Source organism: Cupriavidus necator, from assembly GCF_016127575.1.
Lineage (GTDB): Bacteria > Pseudomonadota > Gammaproteobacteria > Burkholderiales > Burkholderiaceae > Cupriavidus > Cupriavidus necator_D.
Genome location: NZ_CP066018.1, coordinates 2,278,442 through 2,302,953 on the forward strand (window position 1 = coordinate 2,278,442; position 24,512 = coordinate 2,302,953).

Consider the following 24,512-nt stretch of genomic DNA (forward strand, 5'->3'; position numbering starts at 1 on the left):
GCGATACCAGAAAAACGGGGTGGGGCCTTGCGGCGCCACCCCGTTTTGCTTTGCCTGGCCAGCCGTCAGCGCTTCCTTGTGGCTGGCGGCTGAATCACCGTCGGCAGCGCCTTGGGCAGGGTATCCGGATAGTCCCGGCTGAAGTGCAGGCCCCGGCTTTCGTGGCGCGAATAGGCGCTGTCCACGATCAGCGAGGCCACTTCGACCAGGTTGCGCAGCTCCAGCAGGTCGCTGGTGACGCGGAAGTTGGCGTAGTACTCAGCGATTTCCTCGCGCAGCAGGCCGATGCGGTGCTGGGCGCGCTCCAGCCGCTTGCTGGTGCGCACGATGCCGACGTAGTTCCACATCATGCGGCGCAGCTCGTCCCAGTTGTGCGACACCACCACTTCCTCGTCGGCATCGGAGACGCGGCTTTCATCCCAGGCCGGCAGCGTGATGTCAGGCAGCCCGGCCTTGTCCTTGGAAGCGATGTCCTCGGCCGCGGCGCGGCCGATCACCATGCATTCGAGCAGCGAGTTGGAGGCCAGCCGGTTGGCACCATGCAGGCCGGTGCAGGCGGTTTCGCCCACGGCGTACAGATTGCCGATATCGGTGCGTCCGGAGGTGTCGGTGACCACGCCGCCGCAGGTGTAGTGGGCGGCCGGCACCACGGGAATCGGCTCGCGCGTGATGTCGATGCCGAGCTCCAGGCAGCGCGCGTGGATGGTCGGGAAGTGTTCTTTCAGGAAGGATTCGGGCTGGTGGCTGATATCCAGGTAGACGCAGTCCAGGCCGCGCTTCTTCATCTCGAAGTCGATCGCGCGCGCCACCACGTCGCGCGGCGCCAGTTCGGCGCGCGCATCGTGTTCGGGCATGAAGCGGGTGCCATCGGGCAGCTTGAGCAGGCCGCCTTCGCCGCGCACCGCTTCGGAGATCAGGAAGGACTTGGCGTAGGGGTGGTACAGGCAGGTCGGGTGGAACTGGATGAACTCCATGTTCGAAACCCGGCAGCCCGCGCGCCAGGCCATGGCGATGCCGTCGCCGGTGGCCGTATCCGGGTTGGTGGTGTACAGGTAGACCTTGCCGGCACCGCCCGCGGCCAGCACGGTGTGCGTGGCGGTGAGGGTGCGCACCGCGCCGGTGCTGTCGTCCAGTACGTACAGGCCGTAGCAGCGGTTGCCCGGCAGCCCCAGCTTGCGCGAGGTGATCAGGTCGATTGCGAAGTGGTCTTCCAGGATGGTGATGTTCGGGTGCTGCATGGCCTGCTGCAGCAGCGTGCTGACCACGGCATGGCCGGTGGCGTCGGCGGCGTGGATGATGCGCCGGCGGCTGTGGCCGCCTTCGCGCGTCAGGTGGAAGCCCAGTTCGGCCTGTTCGTCGCGCGTGAATGGCACGCCGCGGTCGATCAGCCACTGGATGGCCTCGCGCCCATGCTCCACGATGAAGCGCGTGGCCTCTTCGTCGCACAACCCCGCACCGGCGACGAGCGTGTCCTGCGTATGCTCGTCATGGCTGTCGCCGGAATCCAGCACGGCGGCAATACCGCCCTGCGCCCAGTCGCTGGCGCCCTGGGTCATGGCGCGCTTGCTGAGGATGGCCACCCGGTGGGTGTCGGCCAGTTGCAGCGCGACCGTAAGGCCGGCCAGGCCGCTGCCGACGATGGCGACGTCGAAATTCATGGTGCGGAGTGCGCTGGGGGGGCGCCAGGCAAAAAGGAGGAAACGGGAAAGTCTACACCTGAAGCGCCATCCCGCGCATCAGCGCGTCGCGTGGGGGTGGGCGCTTATCGCCCCGCAGGCCTGCGCGGCGCGCAGGCAACAAAAAGCCCCGCGGCATGGCGGGGCTTTCTGGCGGGAACCGGGATCAATTACTTGATCTTGGTTTCCTTGTAAGCGACGTGCTTGCGGGCGACGGGATCGAACTTCATGATCTCCATCTTTTCCGGCATGGTGCGCTTGTTCTTGGTGGTCGTGTAGAAATGACCCGTACCTGCGGTCGATTCCAGCTTGATCTTGTCGCGGCCGCCTTTGCTTGCCATGATGTGCTCCTAATTAGACTTCGCCGCGTGCGCGCAGGTCGGCGAGCACGGAGTCGATGCCTTTCTTGTCGATCAGGCGCAGGCCGGCGTTCGAGACGCGCAGGCTCACCCAGCGGTTTTCGGATTCAACGAAGAAACGACGATTCTGCAGGTTGGGCAGAAAACGGCGCTTGGTCTTGTTGTTTGCGTGGGAAACGTTGTTGCCGACCATCGGCGCTTTCCCGGTCACTTGACAGACGCGTGCCATGAAGCACTCCTAAATCTTCTATTCGTGGACAATGTTCGCAACAGATCAACAAAAGGCGCGCGGGCCCGGACTGCAGCGGTTGAGACTTCAGCAAAACGGGCATTATAGACCGGATTCCCTCGCCGAATCAATGCCTTCTGTGCTTTGGCGTTATCCGGTGTTGCTGCGCTGTATGTGCCGTGGCGTTGGCGTCACAGCCCGGGCAGGCGGTCGCAGCAGTCGGCCAGCGAGCGGATTTCCTGGCCGGCCACGATGAAATGGTCGAGCAGCCGCACGTCGATCAGATCGAGGGTGCGCGCCAGTTCGTGGGTCAGGCGGATGTCGCTCTGGCTCGGCGCGGTGGTGCCGCGCGGGTGGTTGTGCGCCACGATGATGCCGGCCGCATTATGCACGAGCGCCTGGCGCGCCACCTCGCGCGGGTAGACGGCGGTGCGCGTCAGCGTGCCGCGGAACATTTCTTCACTGGCCACCATGCGGTTGCGCGGATCCAGGAACAGGCACAGGAAGACCTCGTGCGGCAGCGGCGCCAGCGTCAGGCGCAGGTAGTTGCGCACCGCCGCCGGGCCGTCGAAGCCGGTGGGCAGGCGCAGCGATTCGGCCAGCGCACGCCGTGCCAGCTCCGGAATGGCCTGCAGTTGGGCATACTTGGTTTCGCCCATGCCCCGGACGCTTGTCAGTGCGCGCCCCTCGGCCGCGAACAGGGCTGTCAGCGAGCCGAAGCGGTGCAACAGCTCGCGTGCGAGGTCCACGGCGCTTTTGCCGGCAGCGCCCACGCGCAGCAGGATGGCCAGCAGCTCGGCGTCTGACAGGGCGGCGGCGCCGCTTTCCATCAGTTTCTCGCGGGGCCGCTCGCAGGCGGGCCAGTTGGCAATGGTCATGAGCACTCCAGGGTAGTCACGCCGTGATGAGGGTGAGGCCGGGTCCGGGGGCGGCGGGCAATGGGCCAGTCGAATACAATACGGGTTGTTGACCGGTTGATCACCCATGAATTTGCAAACTTTCGCGTCGGAAACCGACGGCGGCACGGCTGGCCGCAAGACTGTCCAGGCCGACTCTTTCCTGACCCTGCACTACAGCATCGCGCTCGAGAACGGCACCGAGGTCGTCAGCACGTTCGAGGAGAAGCCCGCCACGCTGCTGCTCGGCCAGGGCCAGTTCGCGCCGACGCTGGAGCAGGCGCTGCTCGGCATGCCCGAAGGCGAGCGCATGACCTACCGGCTGGCGCCGGAGCAGGCCTTTGGCCCGCGCAACCCCGAGCTGCTGCAGTGGGTGTCGCTGGCCACGCTGCGCGAGAACAGTTCCTTCGAAGAGGACTACAGCCCTGGCGACCTGGTGGAGTTCAACGCGCCCGGCGGCGGCAAGTACGCCGGTGTGCTCAAGGAGTTCGGCGAGACCGCCGCGCTCTTTGACTTCAACCATCCGCTGGCCGGGCAGACCATCCTGTTCGACGTGCAGCTGATCGGCATTCTCTGAGCGCGCCGCACGTGTGCCGAACCATCCTGATACCGCAGCATGCCTGACCTGACTCCCGCACCCGACGCAGAAATCCTGATGGCGCAGCCGCGCGGCTTCTGCGCCGGCGTGGACCGTGCCATCGAGATCGTCGAGCGTGCGCTCGAGCGCTTCGGCGCGCCCATCTACGTGCGCCACGAGATCGTCCACAACGCCTATGTGGTGGCCGGCCTGCGCCGCAAGGGCGCGGTGTTCGTGCGCGAGCTCGACGAGGTGCCCGCGGGCGCCACCGTCATCTTCAGCGCCCATGGCGTGTCGCGCGAAGTGCGTGCCGACGCCGCCGCGCGCGGGCTGCACGTGTTCGATGCCACCTGCCCGCTGGTGACCAAGGTGCATGTCGAGGTGAGCAAGATGCGCGCCGAGGGCTGCGAGATCGTGATGATCGGGCATCGCGGCCATCCGGAAGTGGAGGGCACCATGGGCCAGGCCAGCAGCGGCATGCTGCTGGTGGAGTCGGTGGCCGACGTCGCCACGCTGCAGGTTACCGACCCGTCGCGGCTTGCCTACGTGACCCAGACCACGCTGTCGGTGGATGAGACCCGCGAGATCGTGGCCGCGCTCAAGGCGCGCTTTCCGCAAATCCGCGAGCCCAAGAAGCAGGACATCTGCTATGCCACGCAGAACCGCCAGGACGCGGTGAAGTTCATGGCGCCGCAGGTGGAGGTGGTGATCGTGGTGGGCAGCCCCAACAGCTCCAACTCCAACCGCCTGCGCGAGCTGGCCGAGCGCCTGGGCGTGCCGGCCTATATGGTGGACGCCCCCGAGCAGGTGCGCCCCGAATGGATCGCCGGCAAGCGCCGCATCGGCCTGACCGCCGGCGCTTCGGCGCCCGAGGCGCTAGCCCAGTCCATCGTCGAGCGCCTGCGTGAGCTTGGCGCGAGCCAGGTGCGCCCGCTTGACGGCATCGAAGAGAACATGGCCTTCCCGCTGCCGCGTGGGCTGCTGCCGGCCAGCGCCGCCGCGTGACCCGGTGCGGGCCGTGCCCGCCTGCCAGCCCCGCCTTTTACAAGGGCGCCGCTTGATGCGGCGCCCTTTGTCTTTGGTACGCCCGATTTGCAGCCGGCCGGCGCGAATAATGCACGGCGATGGTGCAGGTAATACATGGCTGTCCTGCTGATCAGACAAATCAGGGTAATCCCCCGGTTTGGGGTTTTCCCTATTATGGTGCGGCGCTACATTCTGCACATTAGAGAACGGTGCAGCTGAATTTAAATGAAACACCTAATTAATAAAGGCGCATTATAGGTGGTGCCGGCGATGCTTATCCGCGCCACCGGGCGGCGCAGGCACGATTCTTGTAAGTAGGTGAGGCGGCCGCGTCATGTGAGTGGGAATTGCCGCAATCTGTGCATTGGGGAAATTCCCTAGCTCATTTGACCGGTAAATGGTTAAGGATGTTGCGTCGCGTATTGCATCGACTAAGAAAGGGGATACAATGCGCGCGTTTCAAATTGAAACTAAACAAAGGCGGTCCAGGGAAACGTCCGGGAGGCGTTGAAAATCCCTGTCTTCGTGAATCCTAGGAGATCACTCATGCAAATCACGTTTGCCAAGATTCTGCCGATTGCGGCCGCAGTGGCGCTGGTAGCCGCTTGCGGCAAGAAGGAAGAGAAGCCGGCTGATGCGGCGCCTTCGGCGCCGGCGGCAGCCGCTCCTGCAGCGGGCGGCGGTGAAGTCGTCGTCAAGATCGGCCACGCGGCCCCGCTGACCGGCGGCATCGCGCACCTTGGCAAGGACAACGAAAACGGCGCCCGCCTGGCCGTGGAAGAAGTCAACAAGACCGGCCTGGAGATCGGTGGCAAGAAGATCAAGCTGGAACTGGTTGGCGAAGACGATGCCGCCGACCCCAAGACGGGCACCTCCGTGGCGCAGAAGCTGGTCGACGCCAAGGTGGTGGCCGTGGTCGGCCACCTGAACTCGGGTACGTCGATCCCGGCCTCCAAGATCTATAGCGATGCCGGCATCGTGCAGATCTCGCCCTCGTCCACCAACCCGGACTACACCAAGCAGGGCTTCAAGACCACCTACCGCGTGGTGGCCACCGATGCCCAGCAGGGCCCGGCACTGGCCAACTATGCCAGCAAGACGCTCCATGCCAAGAGCGTGGCGATCGTCGACGACGCCACCGCCTACGGCAAGGGCCTGGCCGACGAGTTCGAGAAGACCGCCAAGGCGGCCGGCGTGAACGTGGTGGCGCGCGAGGCCACCAACGACAAGGCCACCGACTTCAAGGCCATTCTCACCAAGATCAAGGGCAAGAAGCCTGACGTGATCATGTACGGCGGCATGGACGCCACCGGCGGCCCGTTCGCCAAGCAGGCCAAGGAACTGGGCATCGGTGCCAAGATCGTCGGCGGCGACGGCGTCTGTACCGACAAGGTGGCCGAACTGGCGGGCGACGCCGTGACCAACATCATCTGCTCCGAGGCCGGCCTGGCCCTGTCGAAGATGGAGCAGGGCGCGGACTTCTCCAAGCGCTACCAGGCTCGCTTCAACGCCCCGGTGCAGATCTATGCACCGTTCACGTATGACGCCGTGATGGTCGTCGTCGACGCCATGAAGCGCGCCAACTCGACCGAACCGGCTGCCATCCTGGCCGAAATGCCCAAGACCAACTACAAGGGCGTGATCGGCAATATCGCCTTCGACGAGAAGGGCGACATGAAGGAAGGCACCATCACGCTGTACGAGTACAAGGACAAGAAGAAGTCCGTCCTCGACGTCGTGAAGATGTAATCTGGGCTTACCGGCCCATCCGAACGGCACCGTGAGTATTTTGCGGTGCCGTTCTTTTTAGCCTCGCCTAATGTAGAAGCATCCTTACCATGGATGGAGCAGGGCAGGTCGCTTACCAGCAAACCAACCACCGCAACGTTACCCATTACACACCATGGTCCCGCCCCCGGCATCCACACCATGCCGCAAGGTCCGGGACTGAAGCAGGAGTTTTCATGGATATCCTTATCCAGCAGATCGTGAACGGTCTGGTGCTCGGCAGCATCTATGCGCTGATCGCACTGGGCTACACCATGGTCTACGGTATTCTCGGCATCATCAACTTCGCCCACGGCGATGTGCTGATGATCGGCGCGCTGACCGCCCTGTCAGCCATCCTCGGATTGCAGAAGTTCGCCCCCGGCCTGCCTGAATGGCTGACGCTGGTGATCGCCACGCTGGTCGCGATGCCAGTCTGCGCGATCCTGTCCTATTCGATCGAGCGGATCGCCTACCGGCCCTTGCGCAATGCGCCACGGCTGGCCCCGCTGATCACCGCCATCGGCGTCTCCATCATCCTGCAGACGATGGGCATGCTGATCTGGTCGCGCAACCCGCTGACCTTCCCGCAGCTGCTGCCGTCCGAGCCGATCGACATCGGCACGACCGGCGCCACCATCACCGGCAAGGAAATGGTCATCATCGGCATGGCCGTGATGGTGATGTCCGGCCTGCTGGCCCTGGTCAACCGCACCAAGCTCGGCCGCGCCATGCGCGCCACCGCCGAGAACCAGAAGGTGGCCGGCCTGATGGGCGTGAACCCCAATTTCGTCATTTCCGCCACCTTCATGATCGGCGCCACGCTGGCCGCGCTGGCCGGCGTGATGATGGCCACCAACTACGGCAATGCCCACTTCTACATGGGCTTCATCCCCGGCCTGAAGGCGTTTACCGCCGCGGTGCTGGGCGGCATCGGCAACCTGGCTGGCGCCATGGTCGGCGGCATGCTGCTGGGCCTGATCGAAGCGCTCGGCGCCGGCTATATCGGCGACCTGACCAACGGCGTCTTCGGTTCGAACTACCAGGACGTCTTTGCCTTTATCGTGCTGATCACCGTGCTCGTCTTCCGTCCGTCCGGCATCATGGGCGAACGCGTGGCGGATCGCGCCTGAGGAGAGCGAATCCATGAATACTCCGATTCCATCCACGGCAGCCGTCGCGGCGCCCACCAAGGTGCCGGCCAAGACCCTGGCCGCACTGATTGGCTTCCTGGTGATCGCCCTGTGCGCACCGTTCTTCGTCCAGACCCTGGGCGGCAACTACTGGGTCCGCGTGCTGGACTTCGCGCTGCTGTACATCATGCTGGCGCTGGGCCTGAACATCGTGGTGGGCTTTGCCGGCCTGCTTGACCTGGGCTATATCGCGTTCTACGCGGTCGGCGCCTACCTGATGGCGCTGCTGGGCTCGCCCCACCTGGCGAACCAGTTCGAGTGGATCCAGCAACTGTTCCCCACCGGCATCCACCTGTCGATGTGGTTCGTGTTGCCGATCGCGATCCTGGTAGCCGCCACCTTCGGCGTGCTGCTCGGGGCGCCAACGCTGAAGCTGCGCGGCGACTACCTCGCCATCGTGACGCTGGGCTTCGGCGAGATCGTCCGCATCTTCATGAACAACCTTGACCGCCCGGTCAACATCACCAACGGGCCCAAGGGCATCACCGCGGTGGACCCGGTCCATATCTTCGGCTTCGACTTCTCGAAGTCGCACGAGATCTTCGGACTCAAGTTCACGCCGGTGTTCATGTACTACTACCTGCTGGTGTTCCTGGTCATCGTGATCGTGTTCGTGAGCCTGCGGCTGCAGACCTCGCGTATCGGCCGCGCTTTCGTGGCCATCCGCGAAGACGAGATCGCCGCCAAGGCGATGGGCATCAACACCCGCAACATCAAGCTGCTGGCCTTTGCCATGGGCGCTTCGTTCGGCGGCGCCTCGGGCGCGGTGTTCGGCGCGTTCCAGGGCTTCGTGTCGCCGGAATCGTTCACGCTGTGGGAATCGATCTACGTGCTGGCCATCGTGGTGCTTGGCGGCATGGGCCATATCCCGGGCGTGATCCTGGGCGGCGTCCTGCTGGTGGGCTTCCAGGAGTTGCTGCGCGTGGTGGCGGAGCCGATGCAGACCGGTTTGTTCGGCCATGTCATCGTCGATGCCGAAGTGCTGCGCCAGCTGCTGTTCGGCCTGGCCCTGGTCGGCGTCATGCTGTATCGCCCGGCGGGCATCTGGCCGTCGCCGCGCAAGGAAGACCGCCCGGTGGTGCGCCGTGCGGGCAGCGTGGGCCGTTTCTGACCAGGAGGACAACATGAGCAACAACGATTTCCTCCTGTCGGTACAGGGGGTCAACAAGCGTTTCGGCGGCCTGCAGGCACTGTCCGAGGTGGGCCTGCAGATCAAGCCGGGCGAGATCTACGGGCTGATCGGCCCCAACGGCGCCGGCAAGACCACCTTCTTCAACGTGATCACCGGCCTGTACACGCCGGATTCAGGCGAGTTCGTGCTGGGCGGCAAGCCCTACCAGCCGACCGCCGTGCATGAGGTCGCCAGGGCCGGCATCGCGCGCACGTTCCAGAACATCCGCCTGTTCGGCGAGATGACTGCGCTCGAGAACGTGATGGTGGGGCGCCACGTGCGCTCCAAGGCCGGCGTGTTCGGCGCGATCTTCCGCCCGCCCGCGGTGCGCCGCGAGGAAGAGGGCATCGAGGACATGGCGCACGACCTGCTCGACTATGTCGGCATCGGCAAGTACGCCAACTTCACCGCGCGCAACCTCTCCTACGGCCACCAGCGCCGGCTCGAGATCGCGCGGGCGCTGGCGACCGAGCCCAAGCTGCTGGCACTGGACGAACCGGCCGCGGGCATGAACGCGACCGAGAAGGTGGAGCTGCGCGGACTGCTCGACAAGATCCGCAACGATGGCAAGACCATCCTGCTGATCGAGCACGACGTGAAGCTGGTGATGGGCCTGTGCAACCGCATGACGGTGCTGGACTACGGCAAGGTGATTGCCCAGGGCCTGCCGCACGAAGTGCAGAACAACCCCGCGGTGATCGAGGCCTACCTCGGCGCATCGGCACACTGATGGCCGGAGGACAAGCAATGACACAGACAGTACTGAAGATCTCCGGCCTCAAGGTCGCGTACGGCGGCATCCAGGCCGTCAAGGGCATTGACCTGGAAATCCGGGACGGCGAGCTGGTGACACTGATCGGCGCCAACGGCGCCGGCAAGACCACCACCATGAAGGCCATCACCGGCCTGCAGGGCTGGGCCAGCGGCGACGTGGAATACATGGGCAAGTCGATCAAGGGCGTGCCCAGCTACGCGCTGCTCAAGCAGGGCCTGGCGATGGTGCCGGAAGGCCGCGGCGTGTTCGCGCGCATGACCATCACCGAGAACCTGCAGATGGGCGCCTACACGCGCAACGACGACGCCGGCATCAAGGCCGACGTCGAGCGCATGTTCGGCATCTTCCCGCGCCTGAAGGAGCGCGCCAACCAGCTGGCGGGCACCATGTCCGGCGGCGAGCAGCAGATGCTGGCAATGGCGCGCGCGCTGATGAGCCAGCCCAAGGTGCTGCTGCTGGACGAGCCGTCGATGGGCCTGTCGCCGATCATGGTCGAGAAGATCTTCGAGGTCGTGCGCGACATCTCGGCACAGGGCGTGACCGTGCTGCTGGTGGAGCAGAACGCGCGCCTGGCGCTGCAGGCTGCCCACCGCGGCTACGTGATGGAGTCGGGCCTGATCACCATGAGCGGGGACGCCAAGCAGATGCTCGACGATCCCAAGGTGCGGGCCGCCTACCTGGGCGAGTAAGGCGCGCGCTGCCGCCTCCCACCCCGCCGCAAGAGGGGTGAGGGAGAGGGCAGGCGCACGCAGGCGCAAGGCCTTTCCCCTTGCCGCGGGGCCCCGCGCAACGCCTGCTCAGGCTGGTGTGCGCGGGTTCTGCGGCGCTGGCTCTCTCCCTCACTCCTCTGCGGCACCACAAAGAAAAAAGCCTCGCGCGCGCGAGGCTTTTTTTCCGTCTGGCGAATGACCAGGACTCAGGCCAGCTTCTTCAGCAGCGTGCGCAGCATGCCGATCATCTGGTCGATCTCTTCACGCGTCACGTTCAGCGCGGGCATGAAGCGCAGCAGGTTGGCGCGCGGTGCGTTCAGCAGCAGGCCTTGCGGCACCATGTCGCGGGCTTCTTCCACCAGTTGCGGGCCGATGTCCTTGCCCAGCATCAGCGCGCGCAGCAGGCCGTCGCCGCGTTCGCCGGCCAGGCCGAACTCGGCGGACAGCGCCAGCAGCTGTTCCCGCAGGTATTCGCCCTTGGCCTTGACGTCGTCGAGGAACCCCGGCGCGGTCAGCTGCTCGATCACGGCGCTGCCCACCGCGGTCATCAGCGGGTTGCCGTTGTAGGTGCCGCCCTGGTCGCCGGCCTCGAAGCTGGCGACCTCGGCCTTGCACAGCAGCGCCGACAGCGGCACGCCGCCGCCGATGCCCTTGCCCAGCGTCATGATGTCCGGCTCCACGCCTGCCAGCTCGTAGGCGAACAGGGTGCCGCAGCGGCCGCAGCCGGTTTGCACTTCATCGACGATCAGCAGCAGCCTGTGCTTGTCGGCCAGCGCGCGCAGGCCCTGCATGAACTCGCGCGTGGCGGGGATCACGCCGCCTTCGCCCTGCACCGGTTCCAGCATGATGCCGACGGTCTTGTCGGTAATCAGCTTCTCCACCGAGGCCAGGTCGTTGAGATCGGCGCGCGGGAAGCCCGGCACCTGCGGCGCAAAGATGGTGTCCCAGCCGGCCTTGCCCGACGCGCTCATGGTGGCGAGCGTGCGGCCATGGAAGCTGTGGTCCATGGTGATGATCTCGAAGGCGCCGTCCTTGTGCTTGCGGCCCCATTTGCGCGCCAGCTTGATCGCGCCTTCGTTGGCCTCGGCGCCGCTGTTGGCGAAGAAGACCTTGTCGAAGCAGCTGTGGTCGGTCAGCTGCCGGGCCAGCTTGAGCATCGGCTCGTTGTAGAAGGCCGGGCTCGGGTTGATCAGCCGGTGCGACTGGGCCACCAGCGCGTCGATCATGCCCTGGTTGGAATGGCCCAGACAGTTCACTGCCCAGCCCTGCACGAAGTCCAGGTATCGCTTGCCGTTGTGATCCGTCAGCCAGGAGCCCTTGCCCTCGGTGAACACGAGCTCGGGCCGGTTGGTGATGTACATCAGGGATTGGACGGGATACTCAGCAAATGCCATGGCGGACTCCAGGGGTCGGCTTTAAACGATGGACGGACGGGCGTAACAACCGGGACAAAAACAAAAAGCCACGGGGGTTGCCCGTGGCTCGTTGACATGAACAGACGCAGTCGACGGTCAGCCGCGCGGCACCCCAGCGGGGAGCGACGTACGGAAGCTGCGGCGTCGGTTGAAGGTCATGTGCATGCGGGCAAATATAAGGCGCATGCGCCCGGGTGTCAAAACGAATTTTGGCTGGCCCGGGCATTGTTGCGCTGAGGGAACGGCTCTCGGGCGGCCTCAGGCCGCGGGAGTGGCCGGGTGCATGTCGGCCTCGGAGGTGAACGAGTCGGCGAAGAACGCGTCCTCGTGCAGCTTGCACTGGCGGGTGAAGTCGCCGCGCGCGGCATTGATCATCACCGGGGCGCCGCAGGCATAGACCTCGTGGCCGGACAGGTCGGGATGGTCGGCGATCACGGCCTGGTGGACAAAGCCGGTGCGGCCCTGCCAGTTGTCTTCAGGCAGCGCGTCGGAGATCACCGGCACGTAGCGGAAGTTGGGCAGCTCGCGCGCCCACTGCTCGCACAGCGCGTGCATGTACAGGTCCTTGGGCCGGCGGCCGCCCCAGTACAGGGTCATCGGGCGCTGGATGCCGGTGTAGGCGGCGTGCTCGACGATGGCCTTGATCGGCGCAAAGCCGGTGCCGGAAGCCAGCAGGATAATCGGGGCCTCGGACTCCTCGCGCAGGAAGAAGCTGCCCAGCGGGCCCTCGAAGCGCAGGATGTCGCGCTCCTTCATGGCCGGCTGGCCTTCCCTGGCGCCGAAAACATAGTCGGTGAAGGCGCCGCCGGGCATATGGCGGATATGCAGTTCGATCGGGCCGTCTTCATGCGGCGGCGTGGCGATCGAATAGCTGCGGCGCTTGCCGTCGCGCAGCAGGAATTCCACGTACTGGCCGGCCAGGTACTGCATGCGCTCGGTCGCCGGCAGCTGCAGCTTGATGGCGATCACGTCGTCGGCCAGGCGCTCGATCGCGGTCACGCGGCACGGCACCTTCTTGATCGGGATGTCGCCCGCGCCGTGGACCTCGCGGCACTCGATGGTGACGTCCGAGGCGGCGTTGGCGCAGCAGAACAGGGCGCGGCCCTCGGTTTTCTCCTGCGCGGTCAGTGCCGCCGGGGCGTGGTCGCCCTGCACGATGGTGCCTTCGAGCACGCGGCCCTTGCACGAGCCGCAGGCGCCGTTCTTGCAGCCGTAGGGCAGCCCGATGCTGTGGCGCAGGGCCGCGCCGAGGATGGTTTCGTCCGCTGCCACTTCAAACTTGTGGCCGCTGGGCATGACGGTTACTTGATAAGCCATAATCGGTCTATGAGCCAAATTCTGTCGAAGCTGCAGCCCTCGCGCCTCCCACAAGTCCCGCGGCTGCCGGCGCCTTCGCGCCGGCTGGGCCGCCCGCGCCTGTTGATCGTCGGCTGCGGGGATGTGGGGACGCGCTGCCTGCGAATCCTGTCGTCGCGCATGCGTGTCTTTGCCGTGACCTCACAGCCGGCGCGCCGGGCTGAACTGCGCGCCGCCGGCGCGGTGCCGCTGGTGGCGGACCTGGACCGGCCGGCCACGCTGGCACGGCTGCATGGGCTGGCCACGCAGGTGCTGGACCTGGCGCCGCCGCCCGGGCAGGGCGAAGGCGATCCGCGCACGCGTGCCTTGCTCGCCGCCTTGCGCCGGGCGGCCTGGCGCAAGGCCAGGACGTCGGCCGGCATGCTTCCCGGCGAGCCCGCCATTCTACCCGACCGGGGCAGGCCCCGCGCTGCGTTTGTCTACGCCAGCACGTCGGGCGTGTACGGCGACCGGCAGGGCGCCCGGGTCTCGGAATTCCACGCCGTGCGGCCCCAGACCGCCCGCGCGCGCCGCCGCGTGGCCGCCGAGCAGGCAGTGCGCGGCTTCGGCCGCGATGCCGGCTGGCGTGCCAGCATCGTGCGCATCCCCGGCATTTATGCCGAAGACCGCCTGCCGCTGGCGCGCCTGCACCGCGGCACGCCCGCGCTGGTGCCGCAGGACGATGTCTACACCAGCCATATCCATGCCGACGACCTGGCGCGCACTATGGTCGCGGCGCTGTTCCGCGGCCGCGCGCAGCGCGTGGTCCATGCCAGCGACGACACCGAGCTGCGCATGGCCGATTACTTCGACCTGGTCGCGGACCGCCGCGGCCTGCCGCGCCCGCCGCGCATCACGCGCGGGCAGGCGCATGAAGTGATCGACAAGACGCTGCTGAGTTTCATGAGCGAATCGCGCCGCCTCGACAACCGCCGCTTGAAACGCGAGCTGCGCCTGCGCCTGCGTTACCCGACTGTCACCTCCTTCTTCGACACCTGACCGCCTTGCCGGCGCGTCCCAGTGCGGCTGGCACGGGGTTTGCTGTGCCTTTGCGTCGTTTTTGTCCTGTCTATACAGCAGCACTTCCATCGCCCCGGCCTGGTGCCGACACTGCAATCCGTGAACCGGGGTGGTGCGAGGCCTGTTGAGGACTCCCCGCTCTGGAAAGCGCCTTTCAAGGTGTTTATCCGCCTGGATGCTTGGTGGAAGCCCTACGTTGACTTGTATATACAGGTACTGTTTAATGTCCGAAAACGAGCGCGGCCACACGCATGGCCTGCCGTCGACGGACACACCAAAGGAGCGTACAGATGAGGAATCACAGCAGGATTCGCGGTCGGATGGCAGTGCAGGCCGCGGTGCTGGTTGCGGCATTGGGGGCCGGTGCGGCCCAGGCGCAGAATACCCAGGTCACGCTGGGCATGAGCGGCTGGACCGGTTTCGCGCCGCTGACGCTGGCCGACAAGGCCGGCATCTTCAAGAAGCATGGCGTGGACGTCGACATCAAGATGATCCCGCAGAAGGACCGCCACCTGGCGCTGGCCTCGGGCGCGATCCAGTGCGCGGCCACCACGGTGGAAACGCATGTGGCCTGGAACGCCAACGGCGTGCCCATCACCCAGATCGTGCAGCTCGACAAGTCCTACGGCGCCGACGGCCTGGCCGTGCGCAGCGACGTCAAGAGCTTTGCCGACCTGAAGGGCAAGACCATCGGCGTCGATGCGCCGGGCACCGCGCCGTATTTCGGCCTGGCCTGGATGCTGAAGAAGAACGGCATGACGCTCAAGGACATCAAGACCACCACGCTGTCGCCGCAGGCGGCCGCGCAGGCCTTCGTGGCCGGCCAGAACGACGGCGCCATGACCTATGAGCCGTATCTGTCGACGGTGCGCCAGAACCCGGACAAGGGCAAGATCCTGGCGACCACGCTCGACTACCCGATGGTGACCGATACGCTGGGCTGCGCGCCGAAGTGGCTTAAAGAGAATCCCAAGGCCGCGCAGGCGCTGGTCGACAGCTACTTCGAGGCCCTGGAGATGATCCGGAAGGAGCCGGCCAAGGCCAACGACATCATGGGCGCTGCGGTCAAGCAGACCGGCGAGCAGTTCGCCAAGTCCTCCGCCTACCTGCGCTGGCAGGACCGCGAGGCCAACCGCAAGTTCTTTGCCGGCGAGCTTGCCAGCTTCAGCAAGGAAGCTGCGGCGGTGCTGCTGGAAATCGGCGTGATCCGCCAGGTGCCGGACGTGACGGCGCTGTATGACGCGCGTTTCCTCAAGTAACCGACAGTCTTCAGGAGGCGTGACGTCATGACGCAAGCCAGACTTGGAACACCCGCCCCGGCCGCTGCCGCGGCGGTCCCTGCCGCAGCGGCGGCGCCGGTGCGCCGGCGCCACCCGTGGCTGGCCCCGCTGGTGCCGGTGGCGCCCAACACGCGCTGGATGCTGGGCCTGTCCTTCTTCGTGCTGTTCTTCGGCATCTGGGCCGTGGTAACGCTGGGCGGCTTCGTGCCGCGCACGTTCCTGGCCGATCCGATGACGATGGCCAAAGAGGGCTTCATCCTGTTCACCGAGCACAACTTCATCGGCGACATCGGCATGACCGTGTGGCGCGTGGTCGGCGGCTTCGTGCTGGCGGCGGTGCTGGCGGTGCCGCTGGGCATCTTCATGGGCGCGTACAAGGCGGCCGAGGCGTTCTTCGAGCCCTTCGTGTCGTTCTGCCGCTACCTGCCCGCGTCGGCCTTTATCCCGCTGCTGATCCTGTGGGCCGGCATCGGCGAGACCCAGAAGCTGCTGGTGATCTTCATCGGCTCGTTCTTTCAGATCGTGCTGATGGTGGCGGTGGCCGTCGGCGGCGCGCGCAAGGACCTGGTGGAGGCGGCCTACACGCTGGGCGCCAACAGCGCCGGCATCGTGCGGCGCGTGCTGATCCCCGGCGCCGCGCCCGAGATTGCCGAGATCCTGCGGCTGGTGCTGGGCTGGGCCTGGACCTACGTGATCGTGGCCGAGCTGATCGGCTCGTCGTCGGGCATCGGGCACATGATCACCGACAGCCAGGCGCTGCTCAATACCGGGCAGATCATCTTCGGCATCATCGTGATCGGCTGCATCGGCCTGGTCTCGGACCTTGTCTTCAAGCGCGCCAACCAGCGCCTGTTCCCGTGGAGTTCGATCCAATGAGCGCACTGTCCATCCAGCAGGTCTCGCGCACCTTCTCCAACCCGCGCGGCGGCCAGACCCTGGCGCTGCAGCCGGTCGACTTCGAGGTCCGCGACAATGACTTCGTCACCATCCTCGGGCCTTCGGGCTGCGGCAAGTCCACGCTGCTGCGCATCGTCGCGGGGCTGGATACGCCCTCCAGCGGCCGCGTGCTGCTGGACGGCCAGCCGGTGTCCGCCCCCGGCGCGGACCGCGGCATGGTGTTCCAGTCGTACACGCTGTTCCCGTGGCTGACGATCGAGCAGAACGTGCGCTTCGGCTTGCGCGAGCGCGGCATGAGCGCCGCCGAGCAGAAGGAGCGCAGCGACTTCTTTATCCAGCGTGTGGGACTGCGCGGCTTCGAGCACCATTTCCCCAAGCAGCTGTCGGGCGGCATGCAGCAGCGCACCGCGATTGCGCGCGCGCTGGCCAACGATCCCAAGATCCTGCTGCTCGACGAACCCTTCGGCGCGCTCGACAACCAGACCCGCGTGCTGATGCAGGAGTTGCTGCTGGGAATATGGGAGGCGTCGCGCAAGACGGTATTATTCGTGACCCATGATATCGACGAGGCCATTTTCATGGCCAACCGGGTGGCGGTGTTTTCTGCCAGGCCGGGTCGGATCAAGAGCGAGATCGCGGTGGATTTCCCGCATCCGCGCCATTACACCGTCAAGACCACTCCGGAGTTCTCCGCGCTCAAGGCGCGGCTGACCGAGGAGATCCGCGCCGAGGCCATGGCCTCGGCCGAGCACTAGGCATCCAACCAACGCCATGAACCACGCCGCCGGCACCGCCTCTTCCGCTTCTGCCTCTCCCACCGCGCTCTACCAGCAGGTGAAGGAGTACATTGCCCGCCAGATCCAGAGCGGCGCGTGGCAGCCGGGCGACCGGGTGCCGTCGGAGCAGGAGCTGGTGAACCGCTTCGGCGTCTCGCGCATGACCGTCAACCGGGCGCTGCGCGAGCTGCAGGAGCAGGGCCGGGTGGTGCGGGTGGCCGGCGTGGGCACCTTCGTGGCGGAGCACAAGCCGCAGTCGACGCTGCTGTCCGTGGTCAACCTGCAGGACGAGATCCGCATGCGCGGCCATGACTATGCCTGCGACGTGATCCTGGTGGAGCGTGTGTCGGCATCGATCGAGGTGGCCGCCGCGCTGGAGCTGCGCACCGGCGAGTCGGTGTACCACTCGGTCTGCGTGCATCGCGAGGACGGCGTGCCGGTGCAGCTGGAGGACCGCTACGTCAATGCGCGCGTGGCCCCGGACTTCATCAGCCAGGACTTCAGCGAGACCCAGCCCGGCGAATACCTGCTGCGCCATGTGCCCTACGATCAGGTAGAGCACGTGGTCGATGCCATTGCCGCGACGCCGGAGCAGGCCGCGCAACTGGAAATGCCGCCCACGCAACCTTGCCTGATGCTGACGCGCCGCACCTGGACCAACGGCGTGCCGGTGACCTTTGTGCGCTGCCTGCATCCGGGCAACCGCTACCGCCTCGGCAGCCGCTTCCGCGCCGACGGCAACCCTGCTTTCGGCTGAATCCACAGGATCCGGCCGCATGGTTCAACTTTTTACTCTAAGCTGTATAGACAGGAACATACAAATGAGCGCCAGCCAACACGACGACCAAGCTTCCCGCCCGCTGCTGACCCTGCAGCCGGGCCAAGTCACCCTGGCCGACCTGCGCCGCATCTACCGCGGCGAAGTGCGCCTGGCCATGGCCGAATCGGCCTGGGCCGGCGTGCGTGCCGCGCAGGCCACGGTGCAGGACATCATCGACGCCGATGCCGTGGTCTACGGCATCAATACCGGCTTCGGCAAGCTGGCGCAGACCCGCATCCCCAATGACAAGCTGGCGCAGCTGCAGCGCAACCTAGTGCTGTCGCACAGCGTCGGCACCGGCCCGGACCTGGCCGAAGACACGGTGCGCCTGATCCTGGCGATCAAGGCCGTGAGTCTGGCGCGCGGCCATTCGGGTGTGCGCCCGGAACTGATCGAGGCGCTGCTGGCGCTGGCCAACCACGGCGTGACGCCGTGCATCCCGGCCAAGGGGTCGGTCGGCGCCTCGGGCGACCTGGCGCCGCTGGCGCATATGTCGTGCACGCTGATCGGCGTGGGCGACGTGCTGGTCGACGGCAAGCGCGTGCCCGCCGCCGAGGGCCTGGCGCACGCCGGCCTGCAGGCCTTCGAGCTGGGCCCCAAGGAAGGCCTGGCGCTGCTCAACGGCACCCAGGTGTCGACCGCGCTGGCGCTGGCCGGCCTGTTCGCCGCCGAAGACGCCTTTGCCGCCGGACTGGTGGCGGGCGCGCTGTCGCTGGAAGCGATCAAGGGCTCGGTCAAGCCGTTCGACGCCCGCATCCATGAGGCGCGCGGCCAGGCCGGCCAGATCGCCGTGGCCGGCGCCGTGCGCGCGATGCTGGACGGCAGCGAGATCGTCGACTCGCACAAGACCTGCGGCCGCGTGCAGGACCCGTACTCGATCCGCTGCCAGCCGCAGGTGATGGGCGCGTGCCTGGACAACCTGCAGCACGCCGCGCGCATCCTGCAGATCGAGTCCAACGCCGCCTCGGACAACCCGCTGGTGTTCTCCGCGCAGGGCGACGTGGTCTCGGGCGGCAACTTCCACGCCGAGCCGGTGGCATTTGCCGCCGACATCATCGCGCTGGCGATTGCCGAGATCGGCGCGATTTCCGAACGCCGCCTGGCGCTGCTGCTCGATACCGGGCTGTCGGGCCTGCCGCCGTTCCTGGTGCGCGACGGCGGCCTGAACTCGGGCTTCATGATTGCGCAGGTAACCGCGGCCGCGCTGGCCTCCGAGAACAAGGCGCTGGCGCATCCGTCCAGCGTCGACAGCCTGCCGACCTCGGCCAACCAGGAAGACCATGTGTCGATGGCCACCTACGGTGCGCGCCGCCTGGGCGAGATGGCCGCCAACACCGCAGTCGTGGTCGGCATCGAGGCCATGGCCGCGGCGCAGGGCATCGAGTTCCACCGCCCGCTGAAGTCGTCGCCGCTGGTGGAGCAGGAACTGGCCCGCATCCGTGCGCGCGTGGCCTTTGTCGAAGAGGACCGCTACCTGGCACCGGATATCGAAGCGATGAAGCAATGGGTGGTGCAGGGCGATGCCGGCGCCGGCTGGCCCGATGCCGTGCGCGCGATCCTGCCGACCAACCTGTCGTAACGCGCCCCGCGCCGACACTGCCAGACCAGACCCGCAGCAGGAGAACAAGACATGAACGCCAACGAAAACCAATTCATCCAGCGCGGCCAGCGCGAAATCCGCGCCCCGCGCGGCAGCCAGCTGCACTGCAAGAACTGGCTGATCGAAGCCGCCTACCGCATGATCCAGAACAACCTCGACCCGGACGTGGCCGAGCGTCCGCAGGACCTGGTGGTCTACGGCGGCATTGGCAAGGCGGCGCGCAACTGGGAGTGCTTCGACGCCATCCTGGACAGCCTGCGCCGCCTGGGTGAGGACGAGTCGCTGCTGGTGCAGTCGGGCAAGCCGGTGGGCGTGTTCCGCACCCATGCCGATGCGCCGCGCGTGCTGATCGCCAACTCCAACCTGGTGCCGCACTGGGCCAACTGGGACAAGTTCAACGAGCTGGACCGCGCCGGCCTGATGATGTACGGCCAGATGACGGCGGGCTCGTGGATCTACATCGGCACGCAGGGCATCGTGCAGGGCACCTACGAGACCTTTGTCGAGGCCGGCCGCCAGCACTACAACGGCGACCTGTCGGGCAAGTGGATCCTGACCGCCGGCCTGGGCGGCATGGGCGGCGCGCAGCCGCTGGCGGGCGTGCTCGCCGGCGCCTGCGTGCTGGCGATCGAGTGCCAGGAGTCGCGCATCGATTTCCGCCTGCGCACGCGTTATGTCGACAAGAAGGCCACCACGCTGGATGAAGCGCTGGCGATGATCGCCGAGGCCACGCAGAAGAAGGAAGCGATCTCGGTCGGCCTGCTCGGCAACGCCGCCGAGATCCTGCCGGAACTGGTCAAGCGCGCGCAGGCCGGCGGCATGCGCCCGGACATCGTCACCGACCAGACCTCGGCGCACGACCTGGTCAACGGCTACCTGCCGGCCGGTTGGACCGTCGCTCAATGGGAAGCGGCGCGCACGCAGGATCCCAAGTCGGTGGAAGCCGCCGCGCGCCCGTCCATCGTCAAGCACGTGCAGGCCATGCTCGACTTCCAGAAGATGGGCGTGCCGACGGTCGACTATGGCAACAATATCCGCCAGGTCGCGTTCGACGAGGGCGTGAAGAACGCCTTTGATTTCCCGGGCTTCGTGCCGGCCTATATCCGTCCGCTGTTCTGCCGCGGCAAGGGCCCGTTCCGCTGGGTCGCGCTGTCGGGCGATCCGGAAGATATCTACAAGACCGATGCCAAGATGAAGGAGCTGTTCCCCGAGGACAAGCACCTGCACCGCTGGCTCGACATGGCGCACGACCGCATCGCCTTCCAGGGCCTGCCCGCGCGCATCTGCTGGGTGGGGCTGGATGAACGCCACCGCGCCGGCCTGGCCTTCAACGAGATGGTCAAGTCGGGCGAGCTGAAGGCGCCGGTGGTGATCGGCCGCGATCACCTGGACTGCGGCTCGGTGGCTTCGCCCAACCGCGAGACCGAGGCCATGCGCGACGGCTCGGATGCGGTGTCGGACTGGCCGCTGCTCAACGCGCTGCTGAACACCGCGGGCGGCGCCACCTGGGTCAGCCTGCACCACGGCGGCGGCGTCGGCATGGGCTTCTCGCAGCATTCGGGCGTGGTGATCGTGTGCGACGGCACCGATGCCGCGGCCAGGCGCATCGAGCGCGTGCTGTGGAACGACCCGGCCACCGGCGTGATGCGCCATGCGGACGCGGGCTATGACATCGCCATCGAATGCGCGCACGAGAAGGGCCTGAACCTGCCGATGGTGAAGGGCGCATGAGCCTGACGCTATTTCAACGGTTCGCGCTGGCCGAGATCGCGCCCACGCGCTGGAAGAACGGCGGCGGCAACACGCGCGAGATCGCGGTGTGGCCGCCGGGCGCCGGCATGGATGACTTCATGTGGCGCCTGAGCGTGGCCGATATCGGGCAGGACGGGCCGTTCTCGGCGTTTCCCGGCATCGATCGCCAGATCGTGCTGCTGGAGGGCGCCGGCGTGACGCTGCGTGCGGACGACGCCAGCTTCAGCCATCGCCTTGACCATATCGGCGAGCCGTTCGCCTTCTCCGGCGATACCAGCCTGCAGGCGACGCTGATCGACGGCGTCACGCGCGACTTCAACGTGATGACGCGGCGCGGCCACTGCCGCGCGCGCGTCGAGGTGTTCCGGCAGGGGTTCGTGCCTGGCACCGGCGGCCATGCCGTCTGCCTGCTGGCCGTCAGCGGCGCATGGCAGGCGCAGGATGCCGGCCTGCTGCTGCAAGCGGGCGAAGGAGCGCTCTGCGGCGCTGCGGAACCCCCATCCACGCCATCGTTTGAACCTGTGGGTGACGCGGCCCTGTGCCTGTGCGTCACCCTTGAGACGGAGCCCGGTCAATGACGCTGCCCTCTGTATCGTCCGCGCCCAGCGCGGACGGCGTCTGGCACAACTGCCACCTGCTGCCCGATGCCGATCCGGCGCACGCGATCCGCGATGCCGCGCTGGTGGTGGAGCATGGGCGCATCGCCTGGCTGGGTGCCACGGCGGACCTGCCGGATGCCTATCGCGGCGCGGCGCGCCATGATGCACACGGGGCATGGATTACGCCCGGGCTGGTCGACTGCCATACGCACCTGGTCTACGGCGGCCAGCGCGCCGACGAGTTCGCGATGCGGCTGGCCGGCGCCGGCTACGAAGAGATTGCGCGCGCCGGCGGCGGCATCGTCTCGACCGTGCGCGCCACGCGTGCCGCAGATGAAGACACGCTGTTTGCCCAGGCCGCCGCGCGCCTGCAGCCGCTGCTGGCCGAGGGCGTCACCGCCATCGAGATCAAGTCGGGCTACGGGCTGAGCCTGGAAGCCGAGCGCAAGCAGCTGCGCGTGGCGCGCCGGCTTGGCGAGCACTTCGGGATTTCGGTCTACACGACCTTCCTGGGCGCGCACGCATTGCCGCCGGAGTACGCGGGCCGTGCCGACGACTATATCGACCTGGTCTGCAACACCATGCTGCCGGCACTGGCCGGGGAAGGACTGGTCGACGCCGTCGATGCCTTCTGCGAATCGATCGGTTTCTCGATTGCACAGACCGGGCGCGTGTTCGAGGCGGCGGCGCGCCATGGCGTGCGCGTCAAGCTGCATGCCGAGCAACTGAGCAACCTCGGCGGCGCCGCGCTCGCCGCTCGCCACCGCGCCTTGTCCGCCGATCACCTCGAGCATCTCGACGAGGCCGGCGTCGCGGCGATGGCGGAGGCCGGCACGGTGGCGGTGCTGCTGCCCGGCGCCTACTACTTCCTGCGCGACACCAACCTGCCGCCGATCGCGCTGCTACGCCAGTACGGCGTGCCGATGGCAATCTCGACCGATCACAATCCGGGTACGTCGCCGGTCACTTCGCTGCTGCTGATGATGAATATGGCCTGCACCCTGTTCCGCCTGACCGTGCCCGAAGCGCTTGCCGGCGTGACCGTGCACGCCGCGCGTGCGCTGGGCGCATCGGATCGCCACGGGCGGCTGGAAGCAGGGCGCGTGGCCGACTTCGCGCTGTGGCGCATCGATTCGCCCGCCGAGCTGGCGTACTGGTTCGGCCGCAACCCGGTCGCGACGGTGGTGCGGCAAGGGCGTGTGCATGCGCACGAAGGAGCCTCGGCATGAGTGGCTCGCAACTCTTCGCTCCGTTTGCGCTGCTGCCGGCCGGCTGGGCGCGCGATGTGCTGCTGGCCTGGGATGAGCAGGGCCGCTTCACCACCGTGCAGCCCGGCACGGAGCCAGCCGCAGGCGTGCCGCATGCGGCCGGTCCCGTGCTGCCCGGCATGCCCAACCTGCACTCGCATGCGTTCCAGCGCGGCTTTGCCGGCCTGACGGAATTCCGCAGCCGCCCGCAGGGCGACGATCCGGCGGGTGCCGATTCATTCTGGAGCTGGCGCACCCTGATGTACCGCTTCGCGCAGCGGCTCTCGCCCGACACGCTGGAGGCCATCGCCACCCAGCTCTATATCGAGATGCTGCGTGCGGGCTACACCAGCGTGTGCGAGTTCCACTACGTCCATCACGATGCCGGCGGCACGCCCTATGCCGATGCCGCCGAGATGTCGCTGCGGCTGCTGCGCGCGGCCCGGCGTACTGGCATCGGCATGACGCTGCTGCCGGTGCTGTACCAGACCGCCGGCTTTGGCGGCAAGCCGCCGCTGGCCGAGCAGCGCCGCTTCCTGCACGACACCGACGCGATGCTGCGGCTGCTGGAACGGCTGGCCCCCGCGTGCGCGCAGTCCGGCGCGAGGCTGGGGCTGGCACCGCACTCGCTGCGCGCGGTGCCGGAGGAAAGCCTCGCCCACGCACTGGCGGGACTGCAGGCGATCGACCCGCAGGCGCCCATCCATATCCATATCGCCGAGCAGCAGAAAGAGGTCGACGATTGCATCGCGTGGTCGGGCACGCGCCCGGTGACCTGGCTGTTCGACCATGTAGAGGTCGACGCGCGCTGGTGCCTGGTGCACGCCACCCATATGGACTGGGACGAGCGCCGGCGCCTGGCGCACAGCGGCGCGGTGGCCGGCATCTGCCCGACCACCGAGGCCAACCTGGGCGACGGCGTGTTCGAGGCCGCGCCCTACCTGGCGCAGCAGGGCGCATGGGGCATCGGCTCCGACAGCCATGCCAGCGTCAGCGTGGCCGAGGAGCTGCGCTTGTTCGAATACGGCCAGCGGCTCGGCCTGCAGCGGCGCAATGTGCTGGCCTCCGACACGCATGCACAGGTGGCCGACCGGCTGTATCTCGAAGCCGTGGCTGGCGGCACGCGTGCCAGCGGCCGCGCCGTGGCGGGGCTTGTGCCAGGCCAGCAGGCCGATTTCGTGGTGCTGGATGGCGCCCATCCGACGCTGGCGGGCCTCGACGGGCCGCAGGCGCTGGCCACGCATGTGTTTGCCTGTCATGGTCATGAGACACTAGCGGATGTCCGCACCGCCGGGCGCAGCCGCGTGCAGCATGGCGCGCATCCGCTGCAGGCGGATGCGGGGCGCCTGTTCATCGCGGCGCGCGCCAGCCTGCTGGCCGACTGACTGAAAC

The 24,512-nt window shown here is 67.0% G+C and carries 23 protein-coding genes; 17 read left to right on the forward strand and 6 right to left on the reverse strand.

Annotated elements, in window-relative coordinates:
- Positions 1-65 precede the first annotated feature (65 nt).
- From nadB to radC, 4 genes are all read right to left on the reverse strand, one after another.
- The gene (nadB, locus tag I6H87_RS10660; protein ID WP_010814981.1) at positions 66-1,658 is read right to left on the reverse strand and encodes an L-aspartate oxidase; all 1,593 of its coding nucleotides are present in this window, start codon (positions 1,656-1,658) and stop codon (positions 66-68) included.
- 188 nt (positions 1,659-1,846) lie between these two features.
- Positions 1,847-2,017 (reverse strand): 50S ribosomal protein L33, encoded by a 171-nt coding sequence (gene rpmG / locus I6H87_RS10665; RefSeq protein WP_010814980.1) that lies wholly within the window; start codon positions 2,015-2,017, stop codon positions 1,847-1,849.
- Between the two features lie 13 nt (positions 2,018-2,030).
- Complete coding sequence (gene rpmB / locus I6H87_RS10670) at positions 2,031-2,264, reverse strand: 50S ribosomal protein L28 (protein ID WP_006575661.1); 234 nt, start codon at positions 2,262-2,264, stop codon at positions 2,031-2,033.
- Between the two features lie 191 nt (positions 2,265-2,455).
- The gene (radC, locus tag I6H87_RS10675) at positions 2,456-3,142 is read right to left on the reverse strand and encodes a RadC family protein (RefSeq protein WP_010814979.1); all 687 of its coding nucleotides are present in this window, start codon (positions 3,140-3,142) and stop codon (positions 2,456-2,458) included.
- 106 nt (positions 3,143-3,248) lie between these two features.
- Between radC and I6H87_RS10680 the strand changes: the two genes are divergently transcribed.
- The 7 genes from I6H87_RS10680 (at position 3,249) to I6H87_RS10710 (ending at position 10,358) form a co-directional block, all read left to right on the forward strand.
- The gene (locus tag I6H87_RS10680; protein WP_010814978.1) at positions 3,249-3,737 is read left to right on the forward strand and encodes an FKBP-type peptidyl-prolyl cis-trans isomerase; all 489 of its coding nucleotides are present in this window, start codon (positions 3,249-3,251) and stop codon (positions 3,735-3,737) included.
- A 39-nt stretch (positions 3,738-3,776) separates the two neighbouring features.
- Positions 3,777-4,742 carry a 4-hydroxy-3-methylbut-2-enyl diphosphate reductase gene (ispH, locus tag I6H87_RS10685; protein WP_010814977.1) on the forward strand — a complete coding sequence of 322 codons (966 nt, stop codon included), beginning with the start codon at positions 3,777-3,779 and terminating at the stop codon, positions 4,740-4,742.
- 567 nt (positions 4,743-5,309) lie between these two features.
- Complete coding sequence (locus tag I6H87_RS10690) at positions 5,310-6,512, forward strand: branched-chain amino acid ABC transporter substrate-binding protein (RefSeq protein WP_010814976.1); 1,203 nt, start codon at positions 5,310-5,312, stop codon at positions 6,510-6,512.
- 215 nt (positions 6,513-6,727) lie between these two features.
- Positions 6,728-7,663, forward strand: a complete 936-nt coding sequence (locus tag I6H87_RS10695; protein WP_010814975.1) for a branched-chain amino acid ABC transporter permease — start codon at positions 6,728-6,730, stop codon at positions 7,661-7,663.
- 13 nt (positions 7,664-7,676) lie between these two features.
- Complete coding sequence (locus I6H87_RS10700) at positions 7,677-8,834, forward strand: ABC transporter permease subunit (RefSeq protein WP_010814974.1); 1,158 nt, start codon at positions 7,677-7,679, stop codon at positions 8,832-8,834.
- Between the two features lie 13 nt (positions 8,835-8,847).
- Positions 8,848-9,624, forward strand: coding sequence for an ABC transporter ATP-binding protein (locus tag I6H87_RS10705; RefSeq protein WP_010814973.1), 777 nt, complete (start codon positions 8,848-8,850; stop codon positions 9,622-9,624).
- A gap of 17 nt (positions 9,625-9,641) precedes the next feature.
- Entirely contained in the window at positions 9,642-10,358 is a 717-nt protein-coding gene (locus tag I6H87_RS10710) for an ABC transporter ATP-binding protein (RefSeq protein WP_010814972.1), read from the forward strand.
- A gap of 227 nt (positions 10,359-10,585) precedes the next feature.
- Here I6H87_RS10710 and I6H87_RS10715 read toward each other — a convergent pair whose 3' ends face one another.
- Together I6H87_RS10715 and I6H87_RS10720 are read right to left on the reverse strand one after the other, a co-directional pair.
- Positions 10,586-11,773, reverse strand: coding sequence for an acetylornithine transaminase (locus I6H87_RS10715; protein ID WP_010814971.1), 1,188 nt, complete (start codon positions 11,771-11,773; stop codon positions 10,586-10,588).
- 279 nt (positions 11,774-12,052) lie between these two features.
- Positions 12,053-13,111, reverse strand: coding sequence for a CDP-6-deoxy-delta-3,4-glucoseen reductase (locus I6H87_RS10720; RefSeq protein ID WP_010814970.1), 1,059 nt, complete (start codon positions 13,109-13,111; stop codon positions 12,053-12,055).
- 9 nt (positions 13,112-13,120) lie between these two features.
- Here I6H87_RS10720 and I6H87_RS10725 point away from each other — a divergent pair, with 9 nt between their 5' ends.
- The 10 genes from I6H87_RS10725 to I6H87_RS10770 all read left to right on the forward strand — a co-directional run bounded on the left by I6H87_RS10725 (position 13,121) and on the right by I6H87_RS10770 (position 24,505).
- Positions 13,121-14,128, forward strand: coding sequence for an NAD-dependent epimerase/dehydratase family protein (locus I6H87_RS10725; protein WP_011615959.1), 1,008 nt, complete (start codon positions 13,121-13,123; stop codon positions 14,126-14,128).
- 311 nt (positions 14,129-14,439) lie between these two features.
- Positions 14,440-15,408 carry an ABC transporter substrate-binding protein gene (locus tag I6H87_RS10730; protein WP_011615958.1) on the forward strand — a complete coding sequence of 323 codons (969 nt, stop codon included), beginning with the start codon at positions 14,440-14,442 and terminating at the stop codon, positions 15,406-15,408.
- Positions 15,409-15,435: 27 nt separating this feature from the next.
- Complete coding sequence (locus I6H87_RS10735) at positions 15,436-16,305, forward strand: ABC transporter permease (protein WP_010814967.1); 870 nt, start codon at positions 15,436-15,438, stop codon at positions 16,303-16,305.
- Positions 16,302-17,081 (forward strand): ABC transporter ATP-binding protein, encoded by a 780-nt coding sequence (locus I6H87_RS10740; protein WP_010814966.1) that lies wholly within the window; start codon positions 16,302-16,304, stop codon positions 17,079-17,081. The genes I6H87_RS10735 and I6H87_RS10740 overlap by 4 nt, the downstream gene beginning before the upstream one ends.
- Before the next feature lie 16 nt (positions 17,082-17,097).
- Positions 17,098-17,859 (forward strand): histidine utilization transcriptional repressor HutC, encoded by a 762-nt coding sequence (gene hutC / locus I6H87_RS10745; protein WP_010814965.1) that lies wholly within the window; start codon positions 17,098-17,100, stop codon positions 17,857-17,859.
- A 64-nt stretch (positions 17,860-17,923) separates the two neighbouring features.
- Positions 17,924-19,501 (forward strand): histidine ammonia-lyase, encoded by a 1,578-nt coding sequence (gene hutH / locus I6H87_RS10750; protein ID WP_010814964.1) that lies wholly within the window; start codon positions 17,924-17,926, stop codon positions 19,499-19,501.
- A gap of 51 nt (positions 19,502-19,552) precedes the next feature.
- Entirely contained in the window at positions 19,553-21,253 is a 1,701-nt protein-coding gene (hutU, locus tag I6H87_RS10755; RefSeq protein WP_010814963.1) for a urocanate hydratase, read from the forward strand.
- The gene (locus I6H87_RS10760; protein WP_010814962.1) at positions 21,250-21,852 is read left to right on the forward strand and encodes a HutD/Ves family protein; all 603 of its coding nucleotides are present in this window, start codon (positions 21,250-21,252) and stop codon (positions 21,850-21,852) included. Before hutU ends, I6H87_RS10760 begins: the two co-directional genes overlap by 4 nt.
- Positions 21,849-23,102 carry an imidazolonepropionase gene (gene hutI, locus I6H87_RS10765; protein WP_011615957.1) on the forward strand — a complete coding sequence of 418 codons (1,254 nt, stop codon included), beginning with the start codon at positions 21,849-21,851 and terminating at the stop codon, positions 23,100-23,102. The genes I6H87_RS10760 and hutI overlap by 4 nt, the downstream gene beginning before the upstream one ends.
- Positions 23,099-24,505 carry a formimidoylglutamate deiminase gene (locus I6H87_RS10770; protein ID WP_011615956.1) on the forward strand — a complete coding sequence of 469 codons (1,407 nt, stop codon included), beginning with the start codon at positions 23,099-23,101 and terminating at the stop codon, positions 24,503-24,505. Before hutI ends, I6H87_RS10770 begins: the two co-directional genes overlap by 4 nt.
- Positions 24,506-24,512: the final 7 nt, after the last annotated feature.

Excerpts from the sequence above, each read along its gene's own strand:
- nadB (WP_010814981.1), bottom strand. The coding sequence starts at position 1,658 with ATGAATTTCGACGTCGCCATCGTCGGCAGCGGCCTGGCCGGCCTTACG.
- rpmG (WP_010814980.1), bottom strand. The coding sequence starts at position 2,017 with ATGGCAAGCAAAGGCGGCCGCGACAAGATCAAGCTGGAATCGACCGCA.
- rpmB (WP_006575661.1), bottom strand. The coding sequence starts at position 2,264 with ATGGCACGCGTCTGTCAAGTGACCGGGAAAGCGCCGATGGTCGGCAAC.
- radC (WP_010814979.1), bottom strand. The coding sequence starts at position 3,142 with ATGACCATTGCCAACTGGCCCGCCTGCGAGCGGCCCCGCGAGAAACTG.
- I6H87_RS10680 (WP_010814978.1), top strand. The coding sequence starts at position 3,249 with ATGAATTTGCAAACTTTCGCGTCGGAAACCGACGGCGGCACGGCTGGC.
- ispH (WP_010814977.1), top strand. The coding sequence starts at position 3,777 with ATGCCTGACCTGACTCCCGCACCCGACGCAGAAATCCTGATGGCGCAG.
- I6H87_RS10690 (WP_010814976.1), top strand. The coding sequence starts at position 5,310 with ATGCAAATCACGTTTGCCAAGATTCTGCCGATTGCGGCCGCAGTGGCG.
- I6H87_RS10695 (WP_010814975.1), top strand. The coding sequence starts at position 6,728 with ATGGATATCCTTATCCAGCAGATCGTGAACGGTCTGGTGCTCGGCAGC.
- I6H87_RS10700 (WP_010814974.1), top strand. The coding sequence starts at position 7,677 with ATGAATACTCCGATTCCATCCACGGCAGCCGTCGCGGCGCCCACCAAG.
- I6H87_RS10705 (WP_010814973.1), top strand. The coding sequence starts at position 8,848 with ATGAGCAACAACGATTTCCTCCTGTCGGTACAGGGGGTCAACAAGCGT.
- I6H87_RS10710 (WP_010814972.1), top strand. The coding sequence starts at position 9,642 with ATGACACAGACAGTACTGAAGATCTCCGGCCTCAAGGTCGCGTACGGC.
- I6H87_RS10715 (WP_010814971.1), bottom strand. The coding sequence starts at position 11,773 with ATGGCATTTGCTGAGTATCCCGTCCAATCCCTGATGTACATCACCAAC.
- I6H87_RS10720 (WP_010814970.1), bottom strand. The coding sequence starts at position 13,111 with ATGGCTTATCAAGTAACCGTCATGCCCAGCGGCCACAAGTTTGAAGTG.
- I6H87_RS10725 (WP_011615959.1), top strand. The coding sequence starts at position 13,121 with ATGAGCCAAATTCTGTCGAAGCTGCAGCCCTCGCGCCTCCCACAAGTC.
- I6H87_RS10730 (WP_011615958.1), top strand. The coding sequence starts at position 14,440 with ATGAGGAATCACAGCAGGATTCGCGGTCGGATGGCAGTGCAGGCCGCG.
- I6H87_RS10735 (WP_010814967.1), top strand. The coding sequence starts at position 15,436 with ATGACGCAAGCCAGACTTGGAACACCCGCCCCGGCCGCTGCCGCGGCG.
- I6H87_RS10740 (WP_010814966.1), top strand. The coding sequence starts at position 16,302 with ATGAGCGCACTGTCCATCCAGCAGGTCTCGCGCACCTTCTCCAACCCG.
- hutC (WP_010814965.1), top strand. The coding sequence starts at position 17,098 with ATGAACCACGCCGCCGGCACCGCCTCTTCCGCTTCTGCCTCTCCCACC.
- hutH (WP_010814964.1), top strand. The coding sequence starts at position 17,924 with ATGAGCGCCAGCCAACACGACGACCAAGCTTCCCGCCCGCTGCTGACC.
- hutU (WP_010814963.1), top strand. The coding sequence starts at position 19,553 with ATGAACGCCAACGAAAACCAATTCATCCAGCGCGGCCAGCGCGAAATC.
- I6H87_RS10760 (WP_010814962.1), top strand. The coding sequence starts at position 21,250 with ATGAGCCTGACGCTATTTCAACGGTTCGCGCTGGCCGAGATCGCGCCC.
- hutI (WP_011615957.1), top strand. The coding sequence starts at position 21,849 with ATGACGCTGCCCTCTGTATCGTCCGCGCCCAGCGCGGACGGCGTCTGG.
- I6H87_RS10770 (WP_011615956.1), top strand. The coding sequence starts at position 23,099 with ATGAGTGGCTCGCAACTCTTCGCTCCGTTTGCGCTGCTGCCGGCCGGC.